The sequence below is a fragment of the Streptomyces sp. NPDC088810 genome, from assembly GCF_044750305.1.
Taxonomy (GTDB): domain Bacteria; phylum Actinomycetota; class Actinomycetes; order Streptomycetales; family Streptomycetaceae; genus Streptomyces.
The window spans coordinates 513,529-537,216 of record NZ_JBIVJQ010000005.1; the positions used below are offsets into that span (position 1 = coordinate 513,529).

Sequence of the window (23,688 nt, forward strand, 5' to 3'; positions counted from 1 at the left end):
CGCTCACCCTCCTGCGAACGGCGGGAGCACCTCGACCGTGCCGCCCTCGGCCAGCCGTACCGTCTCATGCGCGCGGGTCCCGACGGGGTCACCGTCGACGAGGAAGGAGCATCGCTGGAGCACGCGCGTCAGCTCACCGGGGTGGAGCGCGCGCACGGCGGCCAGCGCGTCGGCCAGTGTGTCCGCCTCGTGCGGCTCCTCGGCGACCCCGGCCGCGGCCTTGGCGGCGGCCCAGTAGCGCACCGTGACCTTGGGCATCTGAATCCTCAATCGACGGCAAACAAGAAATCGTTAAAGACAGTGTGAGGCAGGCTAGCCCGCCGCCGACACCGCCCAGTCCCCGATCCTGGCCATCAGGGCGTCGTCGGCGGCGTTCTCGGCGTGGCCCATGCCCGGTTCGACCCAGAGTTCGGCGTGGTCGCCGGCCGCCTCGGCGAGCATCCGGGGATGGTCGAGCGGGAAGTAGCCGTCGCGGTCGCCGTGCACGATGAGCAGGGGCGTCGGGGCGATCCGGGGGACGGCCTGCACCGGGGACAGCGGGACGGGGTTCCAGTCCCGGTGGTGGATGCGGGTGCGCAGACCGTAGCGGCCGACCAGGCGGCCCTCGGGGCGGGTGACCAGCCAGTGCAGGCGGCGCATGGGGGCCGTGCCCCGGTAGTACCAGCGGGCGGGTGCGCTGACGGAGACGACGGCGTCCGTGCCGCCGTACAGGGCCGCGTGCCGCAGGACCACCGAGCCGCCCATGGAGAAGCCGACGGTCACCACGCGCGCGTGCCCGAGGCGGCGGGCCCAGTCCACGGCGGCGGCGAGGTCCAGCACCTCCTTGTCGCCGACCGTCGAGCGGCCGCCGGAGCGTCCGTGGCCGCGGAAGGAGAAGGTGACGACCGCGCCCCGGCCGCGCAGCACGGCCGCCACCCGGCGCACGTGCGGGCGGTCCACGTCCCCGGTGAAGCCGTGGGCGACCACGAACACCAGGTCACGGGAGGGTGGCCGGGAGGCGCCGGAAGGTGCTTCGTATACGGCGGGTCCGGGATCGTATACGGAATCGATCGCGATTCCGTCGGTCGTGCGCAGAAACGTCCGGATAAGGCCCTGTCTGCCTGTCTCGCCATACGGACGAACGGTGGAACGCGCCCCATGACCTGCCGAACGGTTGCTCATGTGGGCTATTCTGCTGGGCAGAGGACTCGGGCAGCGTAGCCCCCGGGTCCTTTTGTGCTTTCGGACGCGTTGTATACGAAGCGGGAAACCACAGGTGACCGCCGGTGTACGGGGCCTTCGGGATCGCAGGGCAGTACCCGTCCGCACAGTCCTCGCAGGGACCGAGGAGGAACCAGACGTATGAGTTCTCTGCTGCTCCTGACCAACGCCCTCCAGCCGTCGACGGAGGTGCTCCCGGCCCTCGGCCTGCTCCTGCACAACGTGCGGGTCGCCCCCGCGGAGGGGCCCGCCCTGGTCGACACCCCCGGCGCCGACGTCATCCTCGTCGACGGCCGCCGCGACCTTCCGCAGGTCCGCAGCCTGTGCCAGCTGCTGCGCTCCACCGGCCCCGGCTGTCCGCTGCTCCTCGTCGTCACCGAGGGCGGCCTCGCCGCCGTCACCGCCGACTGGGGCATCGACGACGTGCTGCTGGACACCGCCGGACCCGCCGAGGTCGAGGCGCGGCTGCGGCTCGCCATGGGCCGCCAGCAGATCGTCAACGACGACTCGCCCATGGAGATCCGCAACGGTGACCTGTCGGTGGACGAGGCGACGTACAGCGCGAAGCTCAAGGGACGGGTCCTGGACCTGACCTTCAAGGAGTTCGAGCTGCTCAAATACCTCGCCCAGCACCCGGGCCGGGTCTTCACCCGCGCCCAGCTGCTGCAGGAGGTGTGGGGCTACGACTACTTCGGCGGCACCCGTACGGTCGACGTGCACGTACGACGGCTGCGCGCCAAGCTCGGTCCCGAGCACGAGTCGCTGATCGGAACCGTCCGGAACGTCGGTTATCGATTCGTTACGCCCGAGAAGACCGACCGCTCCGCCGAGGAGGCCAAGGCCAAGGCCGGCCGGGCAAAGCCGGAGGATGCGGACGCAACCGCCGTCCTGGACGGCACCGAGGTGCACGCCGAGGCGTAACCGGGACACAGCCGACGCATGGGCGGCGCTCGGACGGGGCATTGTCCGCGCACAGCCGCCATGTGATACGCCCTGCCCAGGGCTGGTCAATCCGCGTAGACTCCGCGCGTGGCCAAGGTGACTCGGGATGACGTGGCACGGCTGGCTGGTACCTCCACCGCCGTCGTCAGTTATGTCATCAACAACGGACCCCGGCCGGTCGCCCCGGCCACGCGCGAGCGTGTCCTCGCGGCGATCAAGGAACTGGGGTACCGGCCCGACCGGGTCGCCCAGGCGATGGCCTCCCGGCGCACCGACCTCATAGGCCTCATCATCCCCGACGCCCGCCAGCCCTTCTTCGGCGAGATGGCGCACGCGGTCGAGCAGGCCGCCTCCGAGCGCGGGAAAATGGTCCTGGTCGGCAACACCGACTACATCGGCGAGCGCGAGGTCCACTATCTGCGCGCCTTCCTCGGCATGCGCGTCTCGGGCCTGATCCTCGTCTCCCACGCCCTGAACGACCTCGCCGCCGCCGAGATCGACGCCTGGGACGCCCGGGTGGTGCTGCTGCACGAGCGCCCCGAGGCCATCGACGACGTCGCCGTGGTGACCGACGACCTCGGCGGCGCCCAGCTCGCCGTGCGCCACCTGCTGGAGCACGGCTACGACTACGTCGCCTGTATGGGCGGTACGGCGCAGACGCCGGCCGTCGGCGACCCGGTCTCCGACCACGTCGAGGGCTGGAAGCGGGCCATGGCCGAGGCGGGCCTGTCCACCGAGGACCGGCTGTTCGAGGCGCCGTACAACCGGTACGACGCCTACCGCGTGGCCCTGGAGGTCCTGTCCGGCCCCCGCCGGCCGCCCGCGATCTTCTGCTCCACCGACGACCAGGCCATCGGCCTGCTGCGGGCCGCGCGCGAGCTGCGCATCGACGTGCCCGGGCAGCTCGCGGTGGCCGGGTTCGACGACATCAAGGAGGCCGCGCTCGCCGACCCGCCGCTGACCACGGTCGCCTCCGACCGCTCGGCGATGGCCCGGGCGGCGGTCGACCTGGTGCTGGACGACGGACTGCGGGTCGCCGGGTCCCGGCGCGAGCGGCTGAAGACGTTCCCGTCCCGGCTGGTGGTGCGCACCAGCTGCGGCTGTAACTGACCCCGGACGCGCCCCGGCGGGGCGCGTCTTTATATCGGGCAAACGAGGTTCTGCCGGGCTTCTCAGGGAGCCCTCAGGAAGCTCTCATGGTCCCGGGGGACTCTCTACTCATGACCGAGAGCCAGGGCACCTACGAGCAGCCGTACTCCTCCTCCGCCGCCCCCGTGAACCCCGAGTGGCCGCCCCCGCCGCCGTACCAGCCGGTCACGGAACCCGCTCCGCACAGGAAGAAGCGGACCCGGGGCCCGCTGGGCCTGCTCGCGACGGTCGCGATCGTCGCAGCGGCGGTCGGCGGCGGCACCGCCTACGCCTTCCAGGAGCTGACCGGCACGGACACGGTCGCCACCGCCGGCAGCAGCACCACCGTGGTGCCCGCCGGCAAGCGGGGCGACGTCGCCGCCATCGCCGCCGCGGTCAGCCCCAGCGTGGTCGAGATCAACGCGACCCTCGCGGGCGGCTCCTCCACCGGCTCCGGTGTGATCATCACGTCGGGCGGTGAGATCGTCACCAACAACCACGTCGTCTCCGGCGCCTCCTCGATCAAGGTGCGCACCAGCGACGGCAAGAGCTACTCCGCCCAGGTGGTCGGCACCGACAGCTCCAAGGACCTGGCGCTGATCAGGCTGCGGGGCGCCTCCGGCCTGAAGCCGGCCGCGCTCGGCGACTCCAGCGGCGTCCAGGTCGGCGACACGGTCGTCGCGATCGGCTCCCCCGAGGGCCTGACCGGCACGGTCACGAGCGGCATCGTCTCCGCCCTGAACCGGGACGTCACCGTCTCCACCGACGAGAACCAGGGCCAGGGCCAGGGCGGCGACGGGCAGTGGCCGTTCCAGTTCGGCGGCCGTGAGTTCAACGGCGACACCGGCTCGTCGACCACCACCTACAAGGCCATCCAGACCGACGCGTCCCTCAACCCCGGCAACTCCGGCGGTGCCCTGATCGACGCGAGCGGTCACGTCATCGGCATCAACTCCGCCATGTACTCCAGCTCGCAGGCCTCCTCGTCCTCGGACGCGGGCAGCATCGGCCTCGGCTTCGCGATCCCCATCGACACCGTCAAGGCCGACCTCGCCAAGTTGCGGGCGGGTTCGGACAGTTAGCAACACGAGTGCAAGGAGCAGGTCATGATCAAGCACGTTCCCCACCAGTTCGCCGAGCGCGGTCCGGCCGGCCTCACCCTGGCCCTGTCCATCGTGTCCGAACTGCACGTGCCCGTTCCGGCCCCCCGCGCCCCCGAGGTGGCGGCCGTGACGCCGGTGCCCCAGCTGATGGGCCTGCGCACCTCCGCCGCCCGCACGCACCGCCGCAAGGTCCCGCTGCACCGTCTGAACACGGTCGCCGCCTGACCGGCGGGCGTGTCCCCGGCCCCCGGACATGGGAGGCTGAGGGACACCGACCATCCCGTCCACCGCACCCCGAGGAACCGCGAGCGATGAGTCCCGCCGATGGCGACCGCGACCCCCAGCGCATCCTGATCGTCGACGACGAGCCGGCCGTGCGCGAGGCCCTCCAGCGCAGCCTCGCCTTCGAGGGGTACGACACCGCGGTCGCCGTCGACGGCGCGGACGCCCTGGAGAAGGCCACGGCCTACCAGCCGGACCTGGTCGTGCTGGACATCCAGATGCCGCGCATGGACGGCCTGACGGCGGCCCGCCGGATCCGGGGTGCGGGCGACACCATCCCGATCCTGATGCTCACCGCCCGCGACACGGTCGGCGACCGGGTCACCGGCCTGGACGCGGGTGCCGACGACTACCTGGTCAAGCCCTTCGAACTGGACGAGCTGTTCGCCCGCATCCGGGCCCTGCTGCGCCGCAGTTCGTACGCGGCGGCGGTGTCCGTCCAGGCCCAGGAGGACGAGGCACTCACCTTCGCCGACCTGCGCATGGACCTCGCGACCCGGGAGGTCACGCGCGGCGGCCGGCCGGTCGAGCTGACCCGCACCGAGTTCACCCTGCTGGAGATGTTCATGGCACACCCGCGCCAGGTGCTCACCCGTGAGCAGATCCTGAAGGCGGTGTGGGGCTTCGACTTCGAGCCCTCCTCCAACTCGCTCGACGTCTACGTGATGTACCTGCGCCGCAAGACCGAGGCCGGCGGCGAGCCCCGCCTGGTGCACACCGTCCGCGGGGTGGGCTACGTCCTGCGGCAGGGCGGCGCCGAGTGAGCAGGCTGGCCCGCCGGTACCGGGCCCTGCCGCTGCGGGCACGGCTGGCCATGCTGGTCGCGGCGGCGGTGGCGTTCGCGGTGGCGGCGGTCTCGGTGACCTGCTGGTTCATCGTGGAGCGGAAGCTGTACAACCAGCTCGACCTGGATCTGCAGAAGTCCCTGCGCAACAGCACGCAGATGGACCAGTTGCAGTTCAACCTCGCCCACTGCACGGACACACCGCAGGCCAACGGCTTCTTCCGGGACCGGTACTCGCAGTTGGTCATGGAGGACGGCAGGGTCTGCCTCTTCGGGGGCGCCTCCGGCAAGATCAAGGTCGTCCAGGCCGACAAGACGGAGATCAAGGACCTCGACCCCAGCAACAACATCCTGTACTTCCGCAACGGAACGGACGACGAGGGCAACGAGCTGCGGGTGCTCACCAAGCCCATCGGCCCCACCGCGACCGTGACGGGCGCGCGCGGACCCAACGTCGGCGTGCTCGTCGCCGCACCGCTGAAGACCACCCAGAAGACCCTCAACGACCTCGCCCTGATCCTGCTCCTGGTGTCCGCCGTCGGTGTCGTCGGCGCCGGGGCCGCGGGCCTCGCGGTCGCCCGGGCCGGGCTGCGGCCCGTCGACAAGCTGACCGAGGCCGTGGAGCACGTGGCCCGGACCGAGGACCTGACCATCCGCATCCCCGTCGAGGACGTCAGCGAGGACGAGGTGGCCCGGCTGTCCCGGTCGTTCAACTCGATGACCGCCTCGCTGGCCAGCTCCCGTGACCTCCAGCAGCAGCTGATCGCGGACGCCGGCCATGAACTCCGTACGCCCCTGACCTCGCTCAGGACGAACATCGAACTCCTCACCCGCAGCGAGGAGACCGGCCGGCCGATCCCGCCGGAGGACCGCAAGGCGCTGCTCGCCTCGGTGAAGGCGCAGATGACCGAGCTGGCCGCGCTGATCGGCGACCTGCAGGAGCTGTCCCGCTCCGAGGGGCAGCGCGGTGAGCGGGTCCAGGTGGTCTCCCTGCAGGACACCGTCGAGGCGGCCCTGCGCCGGGCGCGGCTGCGCGGCCCGGAGCTGTCGGTCACCGCGGACCTGGAGCCCTGGTTCGTCCGGGCGGAGCCCTCCGCGCTGGAACGGGCGGTGGTCAACATCCTGGACAACGCGGTGAAGTTCAGCCCCGAGGGCGGCACGGTCGAGGTGCGGCTGAGCGGCGGTGTGCTGACGGTCCGCGACCACGGTCCCGGCATCGCCGAGGACGAACTCCCGCACGTCTTCGACCGCTTCTGGCGCTCCCCCAGCGCCCGCGCCCTGCCGGGTTCCGGCCTCGGCCTGTCCATCGTGGCCCGTACGGTCCGGCAGGCGGGCGGGGCGGTGGCGCTGGCCCGCGCGGAGGGCGGCGGCACGGTGGCGACGGTACGGCTGCCGGGCGCACCGACCCCGCCGCCCGAGACGCCGGAGCCGGTGCAGACGCCGGAGCCGGTCGAGACGCCGGAGCCGGTCGAGACGCCGGAGACGCCGGCCGGCTGAGGCGGGGCTAGTCCGGCTTGGGCAGGGTGCGCAGGCGCTCGATCTGCGTGTGGCTGAGGTCGTGCGCCCGGCGCATGTGCCGGGTGATCGCCCTCAGCTCGTCCTCGCTGTGGTCGTCCAGCAGGGCCTGCCAGGTCCGGCCGAGGTCGTCCCACAGCGCGGTGACCCGGGCGAGGCGCTCGGGGACCGGGGTGACCAGCACACGGCGGCGGTCGTGCCGGTCGGGGGTGCGGACGACGTAGCCGCCGCGTTCGAGGCGGTCCACGAGGCGGGTGGCCGAGCCGGTGGTGAGGCCGGTCCGGTCGGCGATCTGCCGGACGGTGAGCGGTTCCGGCTCGGCGGTCAGCAGGCTCAGGCACTGCACGTCGGTCGGGTGCAGCCCGAGGTGGTCGGCGACGGCCTGGTTGAACAGGACGTACCCGGCCAGGTAGCGCCGGGACTCCAGGGCCAGCTCCTCGTAGAGGCGGGTCCGGTCGGGGTCGGTCACGGCGGGGCTCCTCCGAAAAACGCTGCGCGGCGCAGCTAACTACGGCTAATCTGCTGCGTGGCGCAGCAAATGCGTCACACAGCAATGCTATCGACCCGGGGGAGAACCATGCTCACCATCGCCGTCACCGGCGCCACCGGCGCCCAGGGCGGGGCCACCGTCCGCGCCGCCCTGGCCGCCGGCCACCGCGTCCGCGCCCTGACCCGCCGCCCCGGCGCACCCGCCGCCACGGCCCTGCGCGCCCTCGGCGCCGAGGTCCGCCCCGCCGACTTCGACGACCCCGCCTCCCTGGACGCCGCGCTGGCCGGCGCCGACGCGCTCTTCGCGGTGACCACCCCGTTCGGCACCGACACCGACACGGAGATCCGGCAGGGCACGGCCCTCGTGGACGCAGCCGCCGGCGCCCGGCTCGGCCATGTCGTCCTCACCTCCGCCGCCCACGCCGACCGCGGCACCGGCATCCCGCACTACGAGAGCAAGTGGGCGGTCGAACAGCACCTGCGCGCCTCCGGCCTGCCCTGGACGGTGATCGCCCCGGCCGCGTTCATGGACAACTACGCGAGCGGCTGGACCCTCGACGGGCTGCGCACCGGCGTCTTCGCCTGGCCCATGCCGGCCGACCGGCCGCTCACGCTCATCCCCGCCGCCGACATCGGCGGGTTCGCCGCGCTGGTCCTCGGACGCCGGGACGACTTCGCGGGCCACCGCATCGACATCGCCTCCGACGCGCTGACCCCCGCGCAGATCGCGGCCGCCCTCACCACCGCCCTGGGCCGCCCGGTCACCCACCAGGAGGTGCCCCTCGCCCAGGTCCGCACCCACTCGGCCGACCTCGCGGCGATGTTCGCCTACTTCACCGACGCCGGTCTCGACGTCGACGTGGCCGGCCTGCGCCGCGCCCACCCCGAGGTCGGCTGGCACACCTTCGCGGACTGGGCGCACGGCCAGGACTGGCGGACCCTGCTGGGTCGGTAGACGCCGGCAATTGCGGCAACCTTTCCGCGCCCCGCGGCGACTCCCGTCCAGCACCCCACCCGGACACCGACTGGAGTCGCCATGACCCCCCACGTCCCCCGCAGTTCCCGCGCCCGGCACCGCAGGAGCCGTACCGCGCTCGCGGTCGGGCTGCCGCTCGCGCTCGCCGCCGGCGGTGCCCTCGGCTACGGCCTCCTCGGCCCCGGTGCCCAGTCGCGGGCCTCCGCCGCCACCGCCGCCGTACCGGCCTGGGCCACGGCCACCGCCGACGGGTTCGCCTCGGTGAACGCGCTCGGGCAGAACGGCACGTACGGCGGCCGGGGCGGCGAGATCGTCACCGTGAAGACGCTCGCCGACCTGGAGAAGTACGCGACCGCCGAGAAGCCGTACATCATCGTCGTCGCGGCGGCGATCAAGATGGACCCCGTCGGCAAGGAGATCAAGGTCCGGTCGGACAAGACCATCATCGGCTCCGGCACCTCGGGGCAGATCGTCGGCGGTGGCTTCTTCCTCGGCCAGGGCGTCCACAACGTGATCATCCGGAACCTCACCATCCGGGACGCGTACCAGGGCGTCTGGAACGACAAGGAGCACGACTACGACGGCATCCAGATGGACGGCGCCCACCACGTCTGGATCGACCACAACGACATCCGGCACATGGCCGACGGGCTCATCGACAGCCGCAAGGACACGACCTACCTGACCGTCTCCTGGAACCGGCTCGGCCAGGAGAACAAGGCGTTCGGCATCGGCTGGACCGAGAACACCACCGCCGACCTCACGATCCACCACAACTGGATCCGCGAGACCGAGCAGCGCAACCCGTCCACGGACAACGTCGCCCACGCGCACCTGTACAACAACTACCTGGAGGACGAGCCGGGTACGGCGATCACGTCCTCCTACGGCAACTACGCGCGCGGCAAGACCAGCATGCTGCTGGAGAACTCCTGGTTCCAGGGCCTGAACAACCCGGCGATCAGGGACAGCACCGCCACCCTCGTGCAGCGCGGCAACGTCTTCTCCGGCACCGCCGGCCGCAACGAGAGCGGCGGCCCCGGCGCCGCCTGGGACCCGAAGAGCTACTACGGCTACACCCTCGACAAGACCGCCGACGTGCCGTCGGTCGTCAAGTCCGGTGCCGGTCCGCGCGGTTCGCTGGGCACGACCGCGACCGTCAAGGCCGCCGCCACCACCCTCACCGTCGCCAAGGACGGCTCGGGGCAGTACACGACCGTGCAGGCCGCCGTGAACGCCGTCCCCGCGAACAACCCCTCCCGGGTCGTCATCGCCGTGAAGCCGGGCACGTACCGGGAGACCGTGAAGGTCCCGGCGAACAAGCCGCACGTCACCATCCAGGGCACGGGGGCCGGCCGCAAGGACACGGTGATCGTCTACAACAACGCGGCCGGCACGAAGAAGCCCGACGGCTCGGGGACCTACGGCACCGGAGGCAGCGCCACCGTCGCCGTGGAGGCCGACGACTTCCAGGCCCGCAACCTCAGCATCTCCAACGACTTCGACGAGGGCGCCCACCAGGACATCGCCCAGCAGGCGGTGGCCCTGCGCACGGCCGCCGACAAGGTGTTCCTGGACGGGGTCATCGTCAGCGGCGACCAGGACACACTGCTCCTCGACACCGCAGCCAAGGACAAGCTCGGCCGGGTCTACATGACCAACTCCTACGTCACCGGGAACGTCGACTTCGTCTTCGGGCGGGCCACCGCCGTCCTCGACAAGTCGGTCATCACCCTGAAGAAGCGCTGGAACGGCAGCTCCGCCGGCTACGTTACGGCCCCCAGCACCGCGGCCGGCCGCAAGGGCATCCTGATCGCCAACTCGTCCGTGACCGGCAGCGTCTCCGACCGCAGCTTCTACCTGGGCCGGCCCTGGCACGCCGGCGGCGACGCCACCCTCGACCCGCAGACCACGGTCCGCAACACCGCCCTGAGCGCCGCGATCAAGTCGGCCCCCTGGACCGACATGAGCGGCTTCTCCTGGAAGGACGACCGCTTCGCCGAGTACAAGAACACCGGCGCGGGCGCCGGCGCGGCGAGCACCGACCGCCCCCAACTGACCGACGCCCAGGCCGCGAACCAGGAGATCGCCGACTGGCTGGGCGACTGGAAGCCCACCGCGTCCTGAGGAGAGCCGGTTCCGCAGGACGGGGGTGCGGCTACGAGCACCTCGTACCCGCACCCCCGTCTTTGCTACTGCCTTTGCTACTGCACGACCGTGATCCGGTCGGTCTTCGGCGGTGCGATCGGCGACGCGGCCGACGAGTTCGCCGTCAGGTACTTCTCCAGGGCGCTCAGGTCGTCCGCGCCGACCAGGTCACCCGTGCCCTGACCGAGGGTCGGGAAGCCGTCGCCGCCGCCCGCGAGGAAGCTGTTGGTGGCGACGCGGTAGGTGGCCGCGGGGTCGATCGGGGCGCCGTTCAGGCGGATGGAGTCGGTGACCACGCGGTCCGCGCCGGACTTGGTGAGGTCCAGGGTGTAGGTGAGCCCGGCGGACGGCTGGAGGATCTTCGGGGCCGCCGCGTTGGCGCCGCTCACCTGCTCCTTGAGCACCTGGACCAGCTGGGCGCCGGTGAAGTCCTGGAGGTTCACGGTGTTGGCGAACGGCTGCACCGTGAAGCCCTCGGCGTAGGTGACCACGCCGTCGCCCTCGGCGCCCTTGGCCGCGTAGGTGAGGCCCGCGCGGACCCCGCCGGGGTTCATCAGGGCCAGGCTCGTCCTCGGGTCCAGTTCGCGGCCGTGGGCGAGCTGCGCGTCGGCGATGAGGTCACCCATCGGGGACTCGGTGCCGGTGTTGCCGATGTCGGCGGAGATGTAGCCGATGGCGCGGTTGCCGATCGGGGCGGCCAGGGTGTTCCAGCGCGAGATCAGGTCGGTCATGTCCGGCGCCTTGGGGACGTCCCGGGTGACCACGTGGTTCGCGGACTGCACCGCCGTACGCGCGATGTCGCCGGTGCGGCGGTCGTACGTCAGCGTGGTGTCGGTGTAGAGGCGGCCGAAGGAGGACGCCGAGGTGACCATGCGGGGGCGGCCCGAGGGGTCGGGGATCGTGCAGACGTACGCCTGGTGGGTGTGGCCGGTGACCAGGGCGTCCACCGCCGGGGTCACGTTCTTGGCGATGTCCACGATCGGCCCGGAGATGCCGCTGCCGGCGCCCGGGGAGTCGCAGTCGTAGTTGTAGGAGCCGGAGGCCGGGTAGCCGCCCTCGTGGATCAGGGCCACGATGGACTGCACGCCCTGGCGCTGGAGCACCTTGGCGTACTTGTTGATGGTCTCGGCCTCGTCCTTGAAGCTCAGGCCCTTGACGCCGTCGGCGGAGACGATGCCCGGGGTGCCCTCCAGCGTGACCCCGATGAAGCCGATTTTGACGTCCTTCTTCTTCCAGACCCAGTACGGCTTCAGGATCGGCTTGCCGGTCTTGTCGTCCAGGACGTTCGCGGCCAGGTACGGGAAGTCGGCGCCCTCGAACTCCTGGTCCGTGTAGCAGCCGTCCTTCGGGTGGCAGCCGCCGTTCTGCAGGCGGGCCAGCTCCTTCGCGCCCTCGTCGAACTCGTGGTTGCCGACCGAGGTGACGTCCAGGTCCAGCTTGTTCAGCGCCTCGACGGTGGGCTCGTCGTGGAACAGGCCCGACAGCAGCGGGGAGGCGCCGACCAGGTCGCCGCCGGCCGCGGTGATCGAGTACCGGTGGCCCTGGCGGGCCTGGCGCAGGTGGGTCGCGAGGTACTCGACACCGCCCGCGTCGATCGTCTTCGTCGTGCCGTCCGGCTGGAGTTCGGTGACCCGGCCGGAGGAGCCGGACGGGGGCTCCAGGTTGCCGTGCAGGTCGTTGAAGGAGAGCAGCTGGACGTCCTGGTAGCGGCCCGGCCGGTGCCGGGCCTCGTGCGCGTCCGCCGGGAGGGCGGCGGTCAGCGCGGCCGCCGTGGCGAGACCGGCTGCGCTCGCGAGGAGGGCGTGGGTGCGACGTCTGGTGCGCCGGGGCGCGGCTGGCATGGGACCCCCCTGTGGGTCGGCTGTGGTGGCTCGCGCAGCCTAGAGTCAACGCGCGTAGCACGACAGGGGGTTCATGGTTACATCCTGGTTTCCCTTTGCCGGTTCCTTGCGGCCCGTGTGCCGGGACTTCGCCCCGGCCGCCCCGTACTCTCGTACGCATGAGCAGCGACGACACCGTACGGGGCTTCCCCGCCCGCTCCATCGAGACCACTTCGGCGCTCACCCCGGACCGGGCCGAGGCCGTCCTGAGCCTGATCGGCGAGGCCGCCCGGGTCGACGGGCAGCAGCCGGTGTCCGAGCAGGGCCGGCTGCAGCTGCGCGGCGGAGCCCGCGAGGGCGTCTCGCATCTGCTGCTGTTTGTCGACGGCGAACTCGTCGGCTACGCCCAGCTGGAGGACACCGACCCGGTGGAGGCGCCGGCCGCCGAGCTGGTCGTGCACCCCGGGCACCGCGGGCACGGGCACGGGCGGGCGCTCGGCGCGGCCCTGCTCGCCGCCTCCGGGAAGCGGCTGCGGGTGTGGGCGCACGGCGGGCACCCGGCCGCCCGGCACCTCGCCCAGGTGCTCGGTCTGACCCTGTTCCGCGAACTGCGCCAGATGCGGCGGCCGTTGGCAGACCTGGAGCTGCCCGAGCCGACGCTGCCGGAGGGCGTGACGGTACGCGCCTTCGTGCCCGGCAAGGACGACGCGGCCTGGCTCGCGGTGAACGCCGCCGCCTTCGCCCACCACCCCGAGCAGGGCTCGCTGACCCAGCGCGACCTGGACGACCGCAAGGCCCAGCCGTGGTTCGACCCGGCCGGGTTCTTCCTCGCCGAGCGGCGCGGGGAGCTGATCGGCTTCCACTGGACCAAGGTGCACGCCGAGGAGGGGCTCGGCGAGGTGTACGTCCTCGGGGTGCGCCCCGGCGAGCAGGGCGGCGGTCTCGGCAAGGCGCTCACCACCGTCGGCCTGCGCCACCTGGCCGCCCAGCAGCTGCCGACCGCGATGCTCTACGTCGACGCCGACAACAAGGCGGCGGTGTCCGTCTACGAGCGCCTGGGCTTCACGGTCCACGAGACGGACCTGATGTACCGCACCGAAACCTGACATCTCCCCCAGGCGAGTGGGCGCGAGGGGCGGCCGCCTTGACGGCCGCCCCTCTTTTGCACCACCCTTTCACTACTCAATTAGTGAAAGGGTGGACCCGATGGTCGAGTACCGCATCGACCGGCACAGCGGCGTGGCCACCTACGTGCAGATCGTCCAGCAGACGAAACAGGCCCTGCGCATGGGCCTGCTGCGGCCGGGCGACCGGCTGCCCACCGCGCGCGAGGTCGTGGAGGCCACCGCCATCAACCCCAACACCGTCCTGAAGGCGTACCGCGAACTGGAACGCGAGGGCCTGGTGGAGGCCCGCCGCGGCCTCGGCACCTTCGTCCGGCGGTCCCTGGGCACCGCCCCCGCCGACTCCCCGCTGCGCACGGAGCTGGAGGCCTGGGCGGACCGCGCCCGCGCCGCCGGCCTGGAGCGCGAGGACGTGGCCGCACTCTTCACTGCCGTACTCGACAAGCACTTCCAGGGAGACCCGACATGAGCAGCGACACGGCGTTGAGGGCCGAGGCTCTGGGGAAACGGTTCGGCTTCCGTGGCGGCTGGGCCCTGCGGGACTGCTCGTTCCGGCTGCCCACCGGGCGCGTGTGCGCGGTCGTCGGCCCCAACGGCGCCGGCAAGTCCACCCTGCTGGCCCTGGCCGCCGGGCTCACCGCCCCCACCGAGGGCAGCGTGACCGTCCTCGGCACCACCCCGGCCGCCGCCCGCCCCCGGGTCGGCTACATCGCCCAGGACAAGCCGCTGTACCCGCAGCTCACCATCGCCGAGACGCTGCGCATGGGCGCCGACCTCAACCCCGGGCACTGGGACGCGGCCGGTGCCGAGCGGGTCGTCGCGGGCGGCGACCTCGATCCCAAGGCCCGCGTCCGCTCCCTCTCCGGCGGCCAGCGCACCCGGGTCGCGCTCGCCCTCGCCCTCGGCAAGCGGCCCGACCTGCTGCTCCTGGACGAGCCGATGGCCGACCTCGACCCGCTGGCCCGGCACGAGCTGATGGGCACGCTGATGGCGCAGGCCGCCCGGTACGGCACCACCATCGTGATGTCCTCGCACGTCGTCGCCGAGCTGGAGGACTCCTGCGACCACCTGCTGCTCGTCGGCGACGGCCGGATCCGGCTGGCCGGCGAGATCGACGACCTGCTCGCCGCCCACCTGCGGGTCACCGGCGCCGGCGAACCGGCCCGGCTGGACGCGCACACCGTGGTCGAGGCCCGGGTCACCGGCCGCCAGCTCACCGCGCTGATCCGCCCGGCCGGACCGCTCACCGACGACTGGCGCACCGCCGCGCCCTCCCTGGAGGAACTGGTCCTCGCCCACCTGCGCAACCCCGGGGCGCCCGCGCTGACCCCGGGCGAGAACGCCGAGACCGCCGCGAACGCCGAGACCGCCGAGAACGAGGAGCACGTCGCGTGACCGCCGCCCTGAGCGCCCCCGCCCCGGTGACGCCCGCCCCGCGCCAGGTCCGGTGGGTGCTGCGCCTGCACCGCCCCGCCCTGTACGCCTGGGCCGTCCTCGTCGCCGGCCTGGCCGGCGCGCTGCTGTGGCTGTGGGGCCCGCTCACCGACGCCGCCGCGGCGGCCTGGCAGGACTACAACGCCACCTGCGCGCGCGGCCGCCCGTGCCAGTACGACCAGGACGCGATCCTGCGCTACAAGGACGTGTACCGGTACACGACCAACGCCCTCCTCGCGATCCCGTTCCTGGCCGCCGCCTGGGCGGGCGCCGCCCTGACCGGCCGCGAGGTGGAGACGGGCACGGCACGGCTCGCCTGGACCCAGGGCGTCACCCCGCTCCGCTGGCTCGCCGCCCGGCTCACCGTCCCGGCCGTCCTGGTCACCGCCGGCACCGGCCTGCTGGGGATGCTGCACCAGAGGGCCTGGTCGGCGGGGCACGGCCGGATCGACACCGCCAAGCCCTGGGAGGACGTGCTCACCTTCTACGCGGGCGGCCCGCTGATCGCCGGTCTCGCGCTGGCCGGCCTGCTCATCGGCGCCCTCGTCGGGCTGCTCACCGGCCGCTCGCTGGTCGCGCTGTGCGTCTCCGCGCTCTCCACGGCCGTGCTGTGGATCGCCGTCCACATGACCCTGCCGCACCTGTGGCCGGTCGCCACCAGCGTCAGCGGGCGCCGGGGCTTCCCCTCGTACTCGGGCATCAAGGTCGAGGAGGGCATCGTCACCTCGTCCGGCGCCCACCAGCCCGTCTCCTCCTGCACCGCCGACCTCAGCCCGGGCTGCCGGGCCCTCAACGACCAGCGGGGCACCGTCGGCTTCTACATCGACTACCACCCCTACTCCCACCGCTGGCCCCTCCAGCTGGTCACGACCGGCGTCCTCGTCGCCCTCGCCGCCGTGTTGGCCGTGCTGGCCTGCCTGCTGGTACGGCGGCGCACCACCGGCGCCCCGGCCCGCCGCAAGACCGCGGGAGCCGCCGGATGACCGCGCTCGCCCCCGCCCGCCCGGCCACCCTCCGCACCCTGCTGCGGCTGCACCGCCCCGCCCTGCTCCTGTGGACCGCGTTCGTCCTCCTCGCGGCCGGCGCACTGCTCTGGGTCCACCGTTCCGCCGCTCCCCGGGACCGCGTCTGCCGGCGACCGGGCGGCTGGTGCACCTACACCGCGTTCACCGACACCGACAACGTCATGAACTTCCTCGGCGAGGCCCTGTCCTACGCCCCCTGCGCGGTGGCCGCCTGGGCCGGTGCCGCGCTGATCGGCCGCGAACTGGAGTCCGGCACCGCGCACCTCGCCTGGACCCAGGCCGTCACCCCGGTCCGCTGGCTGACCGCCAAGCTGACCACGGCCGCGCTGCCCCTGCTCGCCGGCACCACCGTGCTCGCCCTGGCCTACGGCACCGTCTGGTCCGCCGACCGGGACGTCCTGGTCACCGACTGGACCTGGGACCGCGTCTTCGTCCCGCGCGGCCCGCTGCTGCCCGCGCTCGCGCTGTGCGCGCTGGCCCTCGGCGCCCTTGCCGGCCTGGCCCTGCGCCGTACGCTCCCCGCGCTGGCCACCGCCTGCGCCACGACCCTGGCCCTGCGGCTGTACCTGCGCGAGCTGTGGCGGCCGCTGCGCGGCCCGCTGACCGGCTTCTGGCCGCTGCACCTGGCCGCCACCGGCATCGTCCTCGCCGTCACCGCGGCCGCCACCGCCGCGACGTACGCCGTACTCCACCGCCGGGCCGCCTGACCGCCCGGACCCAGCTCCGGTCCGGTACGTCCCTCCACGGGGGGAGGGACGTACCGCACCGGCGTCTCCCGCAGCGGTAAACCCCTTCACGCCGCCACCCCGGCGCCACGGCGCACCCCACCGACCGGCCCCCGGCCACCACCGGCCTGGCCCCCGCCACCGCGGCATACGCCGTACCCCGCCGCCGGGCCGCCCGGACCCAGCTCCGGTCCGGTAAACCCCCTCACGCCCCCACCCCGGCGCCAACGCTCCACCTGCGCGCCCCACCGACCGGCCCCCGGCCACCACCGGCCTGGCCCCCGCCACCGCGGCATACGCCGTACCCCGCCGCCGGGCCGCCGGGCCGCCCGGACCGGCGTTTTCGCAGCCGGGGACCCCTTCGGGCCGCCCCCCGCTATCCCGCACGTCATGTCGCCGTAACCATTGATTCAGCCTGGCTTGCGACGCTCGGCGAATGAAGCCCGCCGTGCCAGAGCCTTCGCCGCCCCCCGAGGGGCCCGCGGGGAACGGGGCCGTGACGCTCCCGCCCGCACGATCCGACGCGCCTGTGTCGCCCGTCGCGCGGAAGAATGGGTTCATGAGGCAGCAAGACACCCAGGAAGACGTCCAGGCAGACGTCCAGGCAGACGTCCAGCACCCCCAGCCTTCCGTCGGCTCCATCGCCGCGCACCGCCAGCGCGCCGTGGCCGCCGCCGTGTCCGACCTGGAACCCGACATCGACGCGGATCTCGACGCGTACGAGGAGGCCCAGGCCGAAGGCGCCCCCCTGCCCCAGGGCCGCTTCCTCGACCGGGAGCGCAGCTGGCTCGCCTTCAACGAGCGCGTCCTGGAGCTGGCCGAGGACCCGAACACCCCGCTGCTGGAACGCGCGAACTTCCTCGCGATCTTCGCCAGCAACCTGGACGAGTTCTTCATGGTCCGGGTGGCCGGCCTGAAGCGCCGCATCGCCACCGGCGTCGCCACCCGCTCCGCCTCCGGCCTCCAGCCGCGCGAGGTGCTGGAGATGATCTGGGCCCGCTCCCGCGAGCTGATGGCCCGGCACGCGGCCTGCTACCACGAGGACGTCGCCCCCGCACTCGCCGACGAGGGCATCCACCTGGTCCGCTGGTCGGAGCTGACCGAGAAGGAGCAGGCCCGCCTCTTCACGCTGTTCCGGCACCAGATCTTCCCGGTCCTCACCCCGCTGGCCGTCGACCCCGCGCACCCCTTCCCGTACATCTCCGGCCTGTCCCTGAACCTGGCCGTGGTGGTACGGAACCCGGTCAGCGGCCACAAGCACTTCGCGCGGGTGAAGGTGCCGCCGCTGCTGACCCGCTTCCTGGAGGCCTCCCCGGGCCGCTACGTCCCCATCGAGGACGTCATCGCCGCCCCCAACCACCTGGAAGAGCTGTTCCCGGGCATGGAGATCCTGGAGCACCACGCCTTCCGGATCACCCGCAACGAGGACCTGGAGGTCGAGGAGGACGACGCCGAGAACCTCCTGCAGGCCCTGGAGAAGGAACTCATGCGGCGCCGCTTCGGACCGCCCGTGCGCCTGGAGGTCGAGGAGTCCATCGACCGCGAGGTGCTGGACCTGCTGGTCCGCGAGCTGAAGATCTCCGAGGCGGAGGTCTACCCGCTGCCCGGCCCGCTCGACCTCACCGGCCTCTTCCGCATCCACAGCCTCGACCGGCCGGAGCTGAAGTACCCGAAGTTCGTCGCCGGCACCCACCGCGACCTCGCCGAGGTCGAGTCGGCCTCCCCGCCCGACATCTTTGCGGCCCTGCGCGCCCGGGACGTGCTCCTGCACCACCCGTACGACAGCTTCTCCACCTCCGTGCAGGCCTTCCTGGAGCAGGCGGCGGCCGACCCCGACGTCCTCGCCATCAAGCAGACCCTGTACCGCACCTCCGGCGACTCCCCCATAGTCGACGCACTCATCGACGCCGCCGAGTCCGGCAAGCAGGTCCTCGTCCTGGTCGAGATCAAGGCCCGCTTCGACGAGCACGCCAACATCAAGTGGGCGCGCAAACTGGAGGAGGCCGGCTGTCACGTCGTCTACGGCCTGGTCGGCCTGAAGACGCACTGCAAGCTGTCCCTGGTGGTCCGCCAGGAGGGCGAGACCCTGCGCCGCTACAGCCACGTCGGCACCGGCAACTACCACCCGAAGACGGCCCGCCTCTACGAGGACCTCGGCCTGCTCACCGCCGACCCGCAGGTCGGCGCGGACCTGTCCGACCTGTTCAACCGGCTGTCCGGCTACTCGCGCCGCGAGACCTACCGCCGCCTGCTGGTGGCCCCCAAGTCCCTGCGCGACGGCCTGGTCGCGCGGATCGACAAGGAGGTCCAGCACCACCGTGCGGGCCGTCCGGCCTTCGTCCGCATCAAGGTCAACTCGATGGTGGACGAGGCGGTCGTCGACGCGCTCTACCGGGCCTCCCAGGCGGGCGTGCCGGTCGACATCTGGGTGCGGGGCATCTGCGCCGTCCGCCCGGGCGTCACGGGCCTGTCGGAGAACATCCGGGTCCGCTCCATCCTCGGCCGCTTCCTGGAGCACTCCCGGGTCTTCGCCTTCGGCAACGGCGGCGAACCCGAGGTGTGGATCGGCAGCGCCGACATGATGCACCGCAACCTCGACCGCCGGATAGAGGCCCTGGTCCGGGTCGTCGACCCCGGCCACCGCGCAGCCCTCAACCGGCTGCTGGACACCGGCATGTCCGACAGCACCGCCTCCTGGCACCTCGGCCCGGACGGCGAGTGGACACGGCACGCGACCGACACGGACGGCCAGCCCCTGCGCAACGTCCAGGAGATGCTCATAGACGCCCGGAGGCGCCGGCGTGGCACAGCAACACCTTGACCCGAAGGGCCCCACGGCCGAGGCGGTGACCGGCGACGCCCTCGCGGGCTACCTGCGCACCCGGGCCACGGAGTTCCTCCGCGCCCTGCGCCTGCACCGGGAGGGCGGCGCGGAGGGATCCACTGACGCCGCCCGCGCGCTGCGCCGCTCGGCCCGCCGCATCAGCGGCAGCCTGCACACCTTCCGCCCCCTCCTCGACCCCGACTGGTCCGAGGAGATCCGCCCGGAACTGGCCTGGCTGTCCGGCACGTTGGGCTTGGAGCACGCGTACGAGGCGCGTCTGGAACGGCTGTTGCTGGCGCTGCACCGGCTGTCGGGTGCGGCCGCCTTCCCGGAGCAGGCCGTCGTGGCCGCGGGCGGTCGTGCCGCCGGGGCGGCACCCGTCCCGAGGAAGGCGGCAGCGGGCTCCACCAGTGGCCCGGCCGGCGCGACGGCGACGACAGAGCGCGGCAACCTCACCGTGGGCGCGGCGAAGGCAGGCGCCCTGCTGGAGCGCCAGCTCACCCTGGCCCGGACAAGGGCCCACTCCACGGCGCTCCAGGCCCTCGGCTCCTCCCGCTTCCACGCCGTGGCCGACAAGGTCGCCGTACTGGCCAGCGAGGTCCCGCTCACCCCCACCGCCCCCGCCACCGACCTGCACCCCCTGGCCGCCGCGGCCGAGGAGCGCCTCACGGACGCCGTCGCCGCGCTCCCGCTGGTCACCGCCGGCCACCCCTACAACGCCGAGGCCCTGGTCCACGGCCTGTCCCCGGACCCGTCCCCGCACCCCCAGGACGGCCCGTGGCACCAGGTACGGCTGCTGCTGCGCCTGCACCGGTACGCCCGCGAGGTGCTGCTCGGCGCCCACTCCGCCACGGACGTACGGCTGCTGACGGCGGGCCAGGCGCTGAACCGGCACCGGGACGCCTCGGAGGCGGCCGCGGCGGCGGCACAGGCGGCCCGCACCCCCCGGATCACCCCGGCGACGGCCTACGCGCTCGGCGTGCTCCACGCCGACCAGCGGCACGAGGTGGAGGCGGCCCGGTTCGCGTTCCAGCAGGCGTGGCAGAAGCGGACCGTCAACGCGCCCTGAACCCACGAGGAGGCGGTGTGGACGACACCGTGGTCCAAGCGGCCGGCTGCGTGCTGTGGCGCCGCTCGCCGGTCTCCGGTGGCCTGGAGATCTGCCTGATCCACCGGCCGAAGTACGACGACTGGTCCCACCCCAAGGGCAAGCTCGGGCGGGGTGAGGACCCGCTCGCCGGTGCCCTGCGCGAGGTCGCGGAGGAGACCGGGTACACCGCCGAGCCCGGCGGCGAGCTGCCGGCCGTGCACTACTCGACGGGCGGCCGTCCCAAGCGGGTGCGGTACTGGGCGGCGGAGGCGGTTTCCGGCCACTTCACGCCGAACTCCGAAGTCGACCGCATCCTGTGGCTCTCCCCGGCCGCGGCCCGGTCCCGGCTCACCCAGCCCCGCGACGGCGACCTGGTGGACGCGCTCCTGCGGACCCTTGAGCACCTGCAGCGGCCGCCGGGGGCACGGGACGGCGACAGGCCCTAGGGGCCCTCCCGGTGCCCCTCCGCGTCCGTGCGGGCCTGGCTGCGGGCCCGGCGGGCGGGGCCGCGCCAGCCGCAACTGCACCGGGCCACACAGAAACGGCCCTGTTCACTCGTCGTCGTGAGGTGTTCCTGCCCCGACCGGGCACGTTCCGGCCCGTCCTCCGGTACTGCGGTGACTGCCACGCCGACCACGGTACCCAGCCTGCGAGGAATGGATTCGCCCGGATCCGCGGGCCCCGGCGGCGCGTGACGGCACCCCCTACCCGTCGTTAACCGGACAACAGGGGGGCCGTGACGGAGCACACCGGCTGGGGGTAGGCAGGCGATGGATCGGCGGCAGCACAGGCGCACGGGCAGGACGGCCGTCGCGATGGGCATCCTCCTCGGCCTCGGGGCGACCGCCACGGGCTGTTCCGGCAGCGGGGCCGCAGCCGAGGACGTCAAGGGCGCGGGCGACCCCGTCGGCGCCCTGCACCGGGCCGCCGACGCGCTGCGCGACGCGGGCAGTTCCAAGGCCGCCACCTCGATGGAGATGGCCACCGGGGGCACCCGGGTCACCATCCGCGGCAAGGGCGTCTACGACTACCGGCGCCGCCTCGGCCGGCTGACCGTGATGCTCCCCGAGGACCCCACGGGCGCCGCCGAACACCGGCCCATCACCGAACTGCTCGCCCCGGGCGCCCTGTTCATGAAGAACCGGGGCGCGGGCGTGCCCGCCGACAAGTGGGTGCGGGTGGAGACCGCGACGCTGTCCGACGGCAATCTGGTCACCGGCGGCGCGACCGACCCGTACGCGGCGGCCGAGGTGCTGCGCGGGACGCGGGAGGCCACCTTCGTGGGCCGCACCGAGGTCGCCGGCACGGCGGTACGGCACTACCGGGGCACGGCCGATCTGCGCCGCGCGTCCCGGTACGCAGCCGCCGGTGACGGTGCGGCCCTGGCCGCGGCGGCGAAAGGGTTCGCCACGGCCGAGGTGCCGTTCGACGCCTACCTGGACGACCAGGGCCGCATCCGCAAGCTGCGGCAGCGCTTCAGCTTCGTCAACGGCCGCGAGAAGACCTCCGTGGCGGTCGCCTCGACGCTGCTGCTGTACGACTTCGGCGCCCCCGCCGACGTACGGCTGCCGCCCTCCTCGGAGATCTACGCGGGGCGGATCGCCGAGGAGGGCACCGGCGGCGGGGCCTGAAACCGGCCAGTCACTAGTCCGGGACGCCACCCCGTAAGTAGCCCGTCCGTGCCATGCGCGGTGTGTAGACCGCTGCCTACTCTAGGGAGCGGTGACGGCAGAGAAGAGGTGAGGCGGGTGGCTCCGGTCGGCGGCACGGCGGTTCAGGACCACGTGGCCCTCGCCGAGATCGAGCTGTGCGGAGAGCTGATCATCGCGGCCTCGGCCGCCGAGGACCGGCTCAGCCTGGAGAGCATCGACGCGGTGCTGCGCGTGGCCGAGGAGCGAAATCCGGACTGATCGGGATCGGACGGCTCAGCTGCGCAGCAGGCGGCCGATCGCCTTCGTGGCCTCCTCCACCTTCGCGTCGATCTCGTCACCGCCCTTGAGGGCCGCCTCCGCGACGCAGTGCCGCAGGTGCTCCTCCAGCAGTTGCAGCGCGAAGGACTGCAGGGCCTTGGTGGACGCGGAGACCTGCGTGAGTATGTCGATGCAGTACGTGTCCTCCTCCACCATCCGCTGCAGCCCGCGGATCTGCCCCTCGATCCGGCGCAGCCGCTTGAGGTGCTCGTCCTTCTGCTTGTGGTAGCCGTGCGTGGCGCCGGCCTCGGTCGTCGTCGTCATCGCGGGCCTCCGTCTCGGGACGAGCTCCGGACACAGAATGGGATACATACCCCTACTGGGTATATCGTAACGAACTTTCCGGGGTAGAGGGCCCTTCGGCCGCCCCCGTGCCGACCACTCTGCCCGATGGGCGACACTGGGATGCGGCCCGATAGCCGTGGCCGGATGATGCGCCTAGCATCAGCCTGACCGAAACCGAAGCACCCCGAGGACCCCACGTGCGCTTTCGTCTGACCCCCAGGGAGACGAGCTTCTACGACATGTTCGCCGCGTCCGCGGACAACATCGTCACCGGCTCGAAACTCCTGATGGAACTGCTCGGGGCGGACTCCTCCGCCCGAGCCGAGATCGCAGAGCGTATGCGGGCCGCGGAACACGCAGGTGACGACGCCACGCACGCGATCTTCCACCAGCTGAACTCCTCGTTCATCACGCCGTTCGACCGCGAGGACATCTACACCCTCGCCGGTTCCCTGGACGACATCATGGACTTCATGGAGGAGGCCGTCGACCTCGTCGTCCTCTACAACGTCGAGGAGCTGCCGAAGGGCGTCGAGCAGCAGATCGAGGTCCTGGCCCGGGCGGCCGAGCTGACGGCGGAGGCCATGCCGAACCTCCGCACCATGTCCAACCTGACCGAGTACTGGATCGAGGTCAACCGGCTGGAGAACCAGGCCGACCAGATCCACCGCAAGCTGCTCGCCCACCTCTTCAACGGCAAGTACGACGCGATCGAGGTGCTGAAGCTCAAGCAGATCGTGGACGTCCTGGAAGAGGCGGCGGACGCTTTCGAGCACGTGGCGAACACGGTGGAGACCATCGCCGTCAAGGAGTCCTGAGGCGTC

General features: G+C 72.5%; 25 protein-coding genes. 19 read left to right on the forward strand and 6 right to left on the reverse strand.

Going from position 1 to position 23,688, the window contains the following annotated elements; genetic code table 11:
• Positions 1-3 precede the first annotated feature (3 nt).
• Both ACIP4Y_RS20175 and ACIP4Y_RS20180 read right to left on the reverse strand, forming a co-directional pair.
• Entirely contained in the window at positions 4-258 is a 255-nt protein-coding gene (locus ACIP4Y_RS20175) for a MoaD/ThiS family protein (RefSeq protein ID WP_358640272.1), read from the reverse strand.
• Between the two features lie 54 nt (positions 259-312).
• On the reverse strand, positions 313-1,161 hold the full coding sequence (locus ACIP4Y_RS20180; protein ID WP_401395076.1) for an alpha/beta hydrolase: 849 nt from the start codon (positions 1,159-1,161) through the stop codon (positions 313-315).
• A gap of 180 nt (positions 1,162-1,341) precedes the next feature.
• Between ACIP4Y_RS20180 and ACIP4Y_RS20185 the strand changes: the two genes are divergently transcribed.
• The 6 genes from ACIP4Y_RS20185 to ACIP4Y_RS20210 all read left to right on the forward strand — a co-directional run bounded on the left by ACIP4Y_RS20185 (position 1,342) and on the right by ACIP4Y_RS20210 (position 6,936).
• Complete coding sequence (locus ACIP4Y_RS20185) at positions 1,342-2,121, forward strand: winged-helix domain-containing protein (RefSeq protein ID WP_401395079.1); 780 nt, start codon at positions 1,342-1,344, stop codon at positions 2,119-2,121.
• A 108-nt stretch (positions 2,122-2,229) separates the two neighbouring features.
• Positions 2,230-3,252, forward strand: coding sequence for a LacI family DNA-binding transcriptional regulator (locus tag ACIP4Y_RS20190; protein ID WP_358640267.1), 1,023 nt, complete (start codon positions 2,230-2,232; stop codon positions 3,250-3,252).
• A gap of 110 nt (positions 3,253-3,362) precedes the next feature.
• Positions 3,363-4,352, forward strand: a complete 990-nt coding sequence (locus ACIP4Y_RS20195) for a S1C family serine protease (protein WP_401395082.1) — start codon at positions 3,363-3,365, stop codon at positions 4,350-4,352.
• A 24-nt stretch (positions 4,353-4,376) separates the two neighbouring features.
• Positions 4,377-4,598, forward strand: a complete 222-nt coding sequence (locus ACIP4Y_RS20200) for a hypothetical protein (protein WP_358640263.1) — start codon at positions 4,377-4,379, stop codon at positions 4,596-4,598.
• Between the two features lie 86 nt (positions 4,599-4,684).
• Positions 4,685-5,419 (forward strand): response regulator transcription factor, encoded by a 735-nt coding sequence (locus ACIP4Y_RS20205; RefSeq protein ID WP_401395085.1) that lies wholly within the window; start codon positions 4,685-4,687, stop codon positions 5,417-5,419.
• Entirely contained in the window at positions 5,416-6,936 is a 1,521-nt protein-coding gene (locus tag ACIP4Y_RS20210; protein ID WP_401395089.1) for a sensor histidine kinase, read from the forward strand. The genes ACIP4Y_RS20205 and ACIP4Y_RS20210 overlap by 4 nt, the downstream gene beginning before the upstream one ends.
• A 7-nt stretch (positions 6,937-6,943) precedes the next feature.
• Here ACIP4Y_RS20210 and ACIP4Y_RS20215 read toward each other — a convergent pair whose 3' ends face one another.
• Complete coding sequence (locus tag ACIP4Y_RS20215) at positions 6,944-7,423, reverse strand: MarR family transcriptional regulator (protein ID WP_358640257.1); 480 nt, start codon at positions 7,421-7,423, stop codon at positions 6,944-6,946.
• A 108-nt stretch (positions 7,424-7,531) separates the two neighbouring features.
• On the opposite strand from ACIP4Y_RS20215, the gene ACIP4Y_RS20220 reads away from it, so the two are divergent.
• Complete coding sequence (locus ACIP4Y_RS20220; RefSeq protein ID WP_401395092.1) at positions 7,532-8,398, forward strand: NmrA/HSCARG family protein; 867 nt, start codon at positions 7,532-7,534, stop codon at positions 8,396-8,398.
• A gap of 81 nt (positions 8,399-8,479) precedes the next feature.
• Positions 8,480-10,546, forward strand: a complete 2,067-nt coding sequence (locus ACIP4Y_RS20225) for a pectinesterase family protein (RefSeq protein WP_401395095.1) — start codon at positions 8,480-8,482, stop codon at positions 10,544-10,546.
• Between the two features lie 77 nt (positions 10,547-10,623).
• Here the strand turns inward: ACIP4Y_RS20225 and ACIP4Y_RS20230 are convergent, their stop codons facing one another.
• A complete protein-coding gene (locus tag ACIP4Y_RS20230; RefSeq protein ID WP_401395098.1) occupies positions 10,624-12,408 on the reverse strand; it encodes a bifunctional metallophosphatase/5'-nucleotidase in 1,785 nt (594 codons plus the stop codon).
• Positions 12,409-12,566: 158 nt separating this feature from the next.
• Here ACIP4Y_RS20230 and mshD point away from each other — a divergent pair, with 158 nt between their 5' ends.
• The 8 genes from mshD to ACIP4Y_RS20270 all read left to right on the forward strand — a co-directional run bounded on the left by mshD (position 12,567) and on the right by ACIP4Y_RS20270 (position 21,055).
• On the forward strand, positions 12,567-13,493 hold the full coding sequence (gene mshD, locus ACIP4Y_RS20235) for a mycothiol synthase (RefSeq protein WP_401395101.1): 927 nt from the start codon (positions 12,567-12,569) through the stop codon (positions 13,491-13,493).
• A 100-nt stretch (positions 13,494-13,593) separates the two neighbouring features.
• A complete protein-coding gene (locus tag ACIP4Y_RS20240; protein WP_208032998.1) occupies positions 13,594-13,980 on the forward strand; it encodes a GntR family transcriptional regulator in 387 nt (128 codons plus the stop codon).
• Positions 13,977-14,906, forward strand: coding sequence for an ABC transporter ATP-binding protein (locus ACIP4Y_RS20245; RefSeq protein WP_401395105.1), 930 nt, complete (start codon positions 13,977-13,979; stop codon positions 14,904-14,906). The genes ACIP4Y_RS20240 and ACIP4Y_RS20245 overlap by 4 nt, the downstream gene beginning before the upstream one ends.
• Positions 14,903-15,928, forward strand: a complete 1,026-nt coding sequence (locus tag ACIP4Y_RS20250) for an ABC transporter permease (RefSeq protein WP_401395108.1) — start codon at positions 14,903-14,905, stop codon at positions 15,926-15,928. The genes ACIP4Y_RS20245 and ACIP4Y_RS20250 overlap by 4 nt, the downstream gene beginning before the upstream one ends.
• Entirely contained in the window at positions 15,925-16,677 is a 753-nt protein-coding gene (locus ACIP4Y_RS20255; protein ID WP_401395111.1) for a hypothetical protein, read from the forward strand. The genes ACIP4Y_RS20250 and ACIP4Y_RS20255 overlap by 4 nt, the downstream gene beginning before the upstream one ends.
• A 454-nt stretch (positions 16,678-17,131) precedes the next feature.
• Positions 17,132-19,516: an RNA degradosome polyphosphate kinase gene (locus ACIP4Y_RS20260; protein WP_401395114.1), complete on the forward strand. Its 2,385-nt coding sequence runs from the start codon at positions 17,132-17,134 to the stop codon at positions 19,514-19,516.
• On the forward strand, positions 19,497-20,588 hold the full coding sequence (locus tag ACIP4Y_RS20265) for a CHAD domain-containing protein (protein WP_401395117.1): 1,092 nt from the start codon (positions 19,497-19,499) through the stop codon (positions 20,586-20,588). Before ACIP4Y_RS20260 ends, ACIP4Y_RS20265 begins: the two co-directional genes overlap by 20 nt.
• Positions 20,589-20,605: 17 nt before the next feature.
• Positions 20,606-21,055: an NUDIX hydrolase gene (locus tag ACIP4Y_RS20270; protein ID WP_401395120.1), complete on the forward strand. Its 450-nt coding sequence runs from the start codon at positions 20,606-20,608 to the stop codon at positions 21,053-21,055.
• Here ACIP4Y_RS20270 and ACIP4Y_RS20275 read toward each other — a convergent pair.
• A complete protein-coding gene (locus ACIP4Y_RS20275) occupies positions 21,052-21,237 on the reverse strand; it encodes a hypothetical protein (protein WP_401395123.1) in 186 nt (61 codons plus the stop codon). The genes ACIP4Y_RS20270 and ACIP4Y_RS20275 overlap by 4 nt on opposite strands.
• 142 nt (positions 21,238-21,379) lie before the next feature.
• Here ACIP4Y_RS20275 and ACIP4Y_RS20280 point away from each other — a divergent pair, with 142 nt between their 5' ends.
• Both ACIP4Y_RS20280 and ACIP4Y_RS20285 read left to right on the forward strand, forming a co-directional pair.
• Positions 21,380-22,240 (forward strand): hypothetical protein, encoded by an 861-nt coding sequence (locus tag ACIP4Y_RS20280; RefSeq protein ID WP_401395126.1) that lies wholly within the window; start codon positions 21,380-21,382, stop codon positions 22,238-22,240.
• A 117-nt stretch (positions 22,241-22,357) separates the two neighbouring features.
• Positions 22,358-22,519 carry a hypothetical protein gene (locus ACIP4Y_RS20285; protein ID WP_199808307.1) on the forward strand — a complete coding sequence of 54 codons (162 nt, stop codon included), beginning with the start codon at positions 22,358-22,360 and terminating at the stop codon, positions 22,517-22,519.
• 15 nt (positions 22,520-22,534) lie between these two features.
• On the opposite strand, the gene ACIP4Y_RS20290 is transcribed toward ACIP4Y_RS20285, so the two are convergent.
• Entirely contained in the window at positions 22,535-22,843 is a 309-nt protein-coding gene (locus tag ACIP4Y_RS20290; protein WP_401395129.1) for a metal-sensitive transcriptional regulator, read from the reverse strand.
• A 218-nt stretch (positions 22,844-23,061) separates the two neighbouring features.
• Between ACIP4Y_RS20290 and ACIP4Y_RS20295 the strand changes: the two genes are divergently transcribed.
• Positions 23,062-23,682, forward strand: a complete 621-nt coding sequence (locus ACIP4Y_RS20295; protein ID WP_358640232.1) for a DUF47 family protein — start codon at positions 23,062-23,064, stop codon at positions 23,680-23,682.
• Positions 23,683-23,688 lie beyond the last annotated feature (6 nt).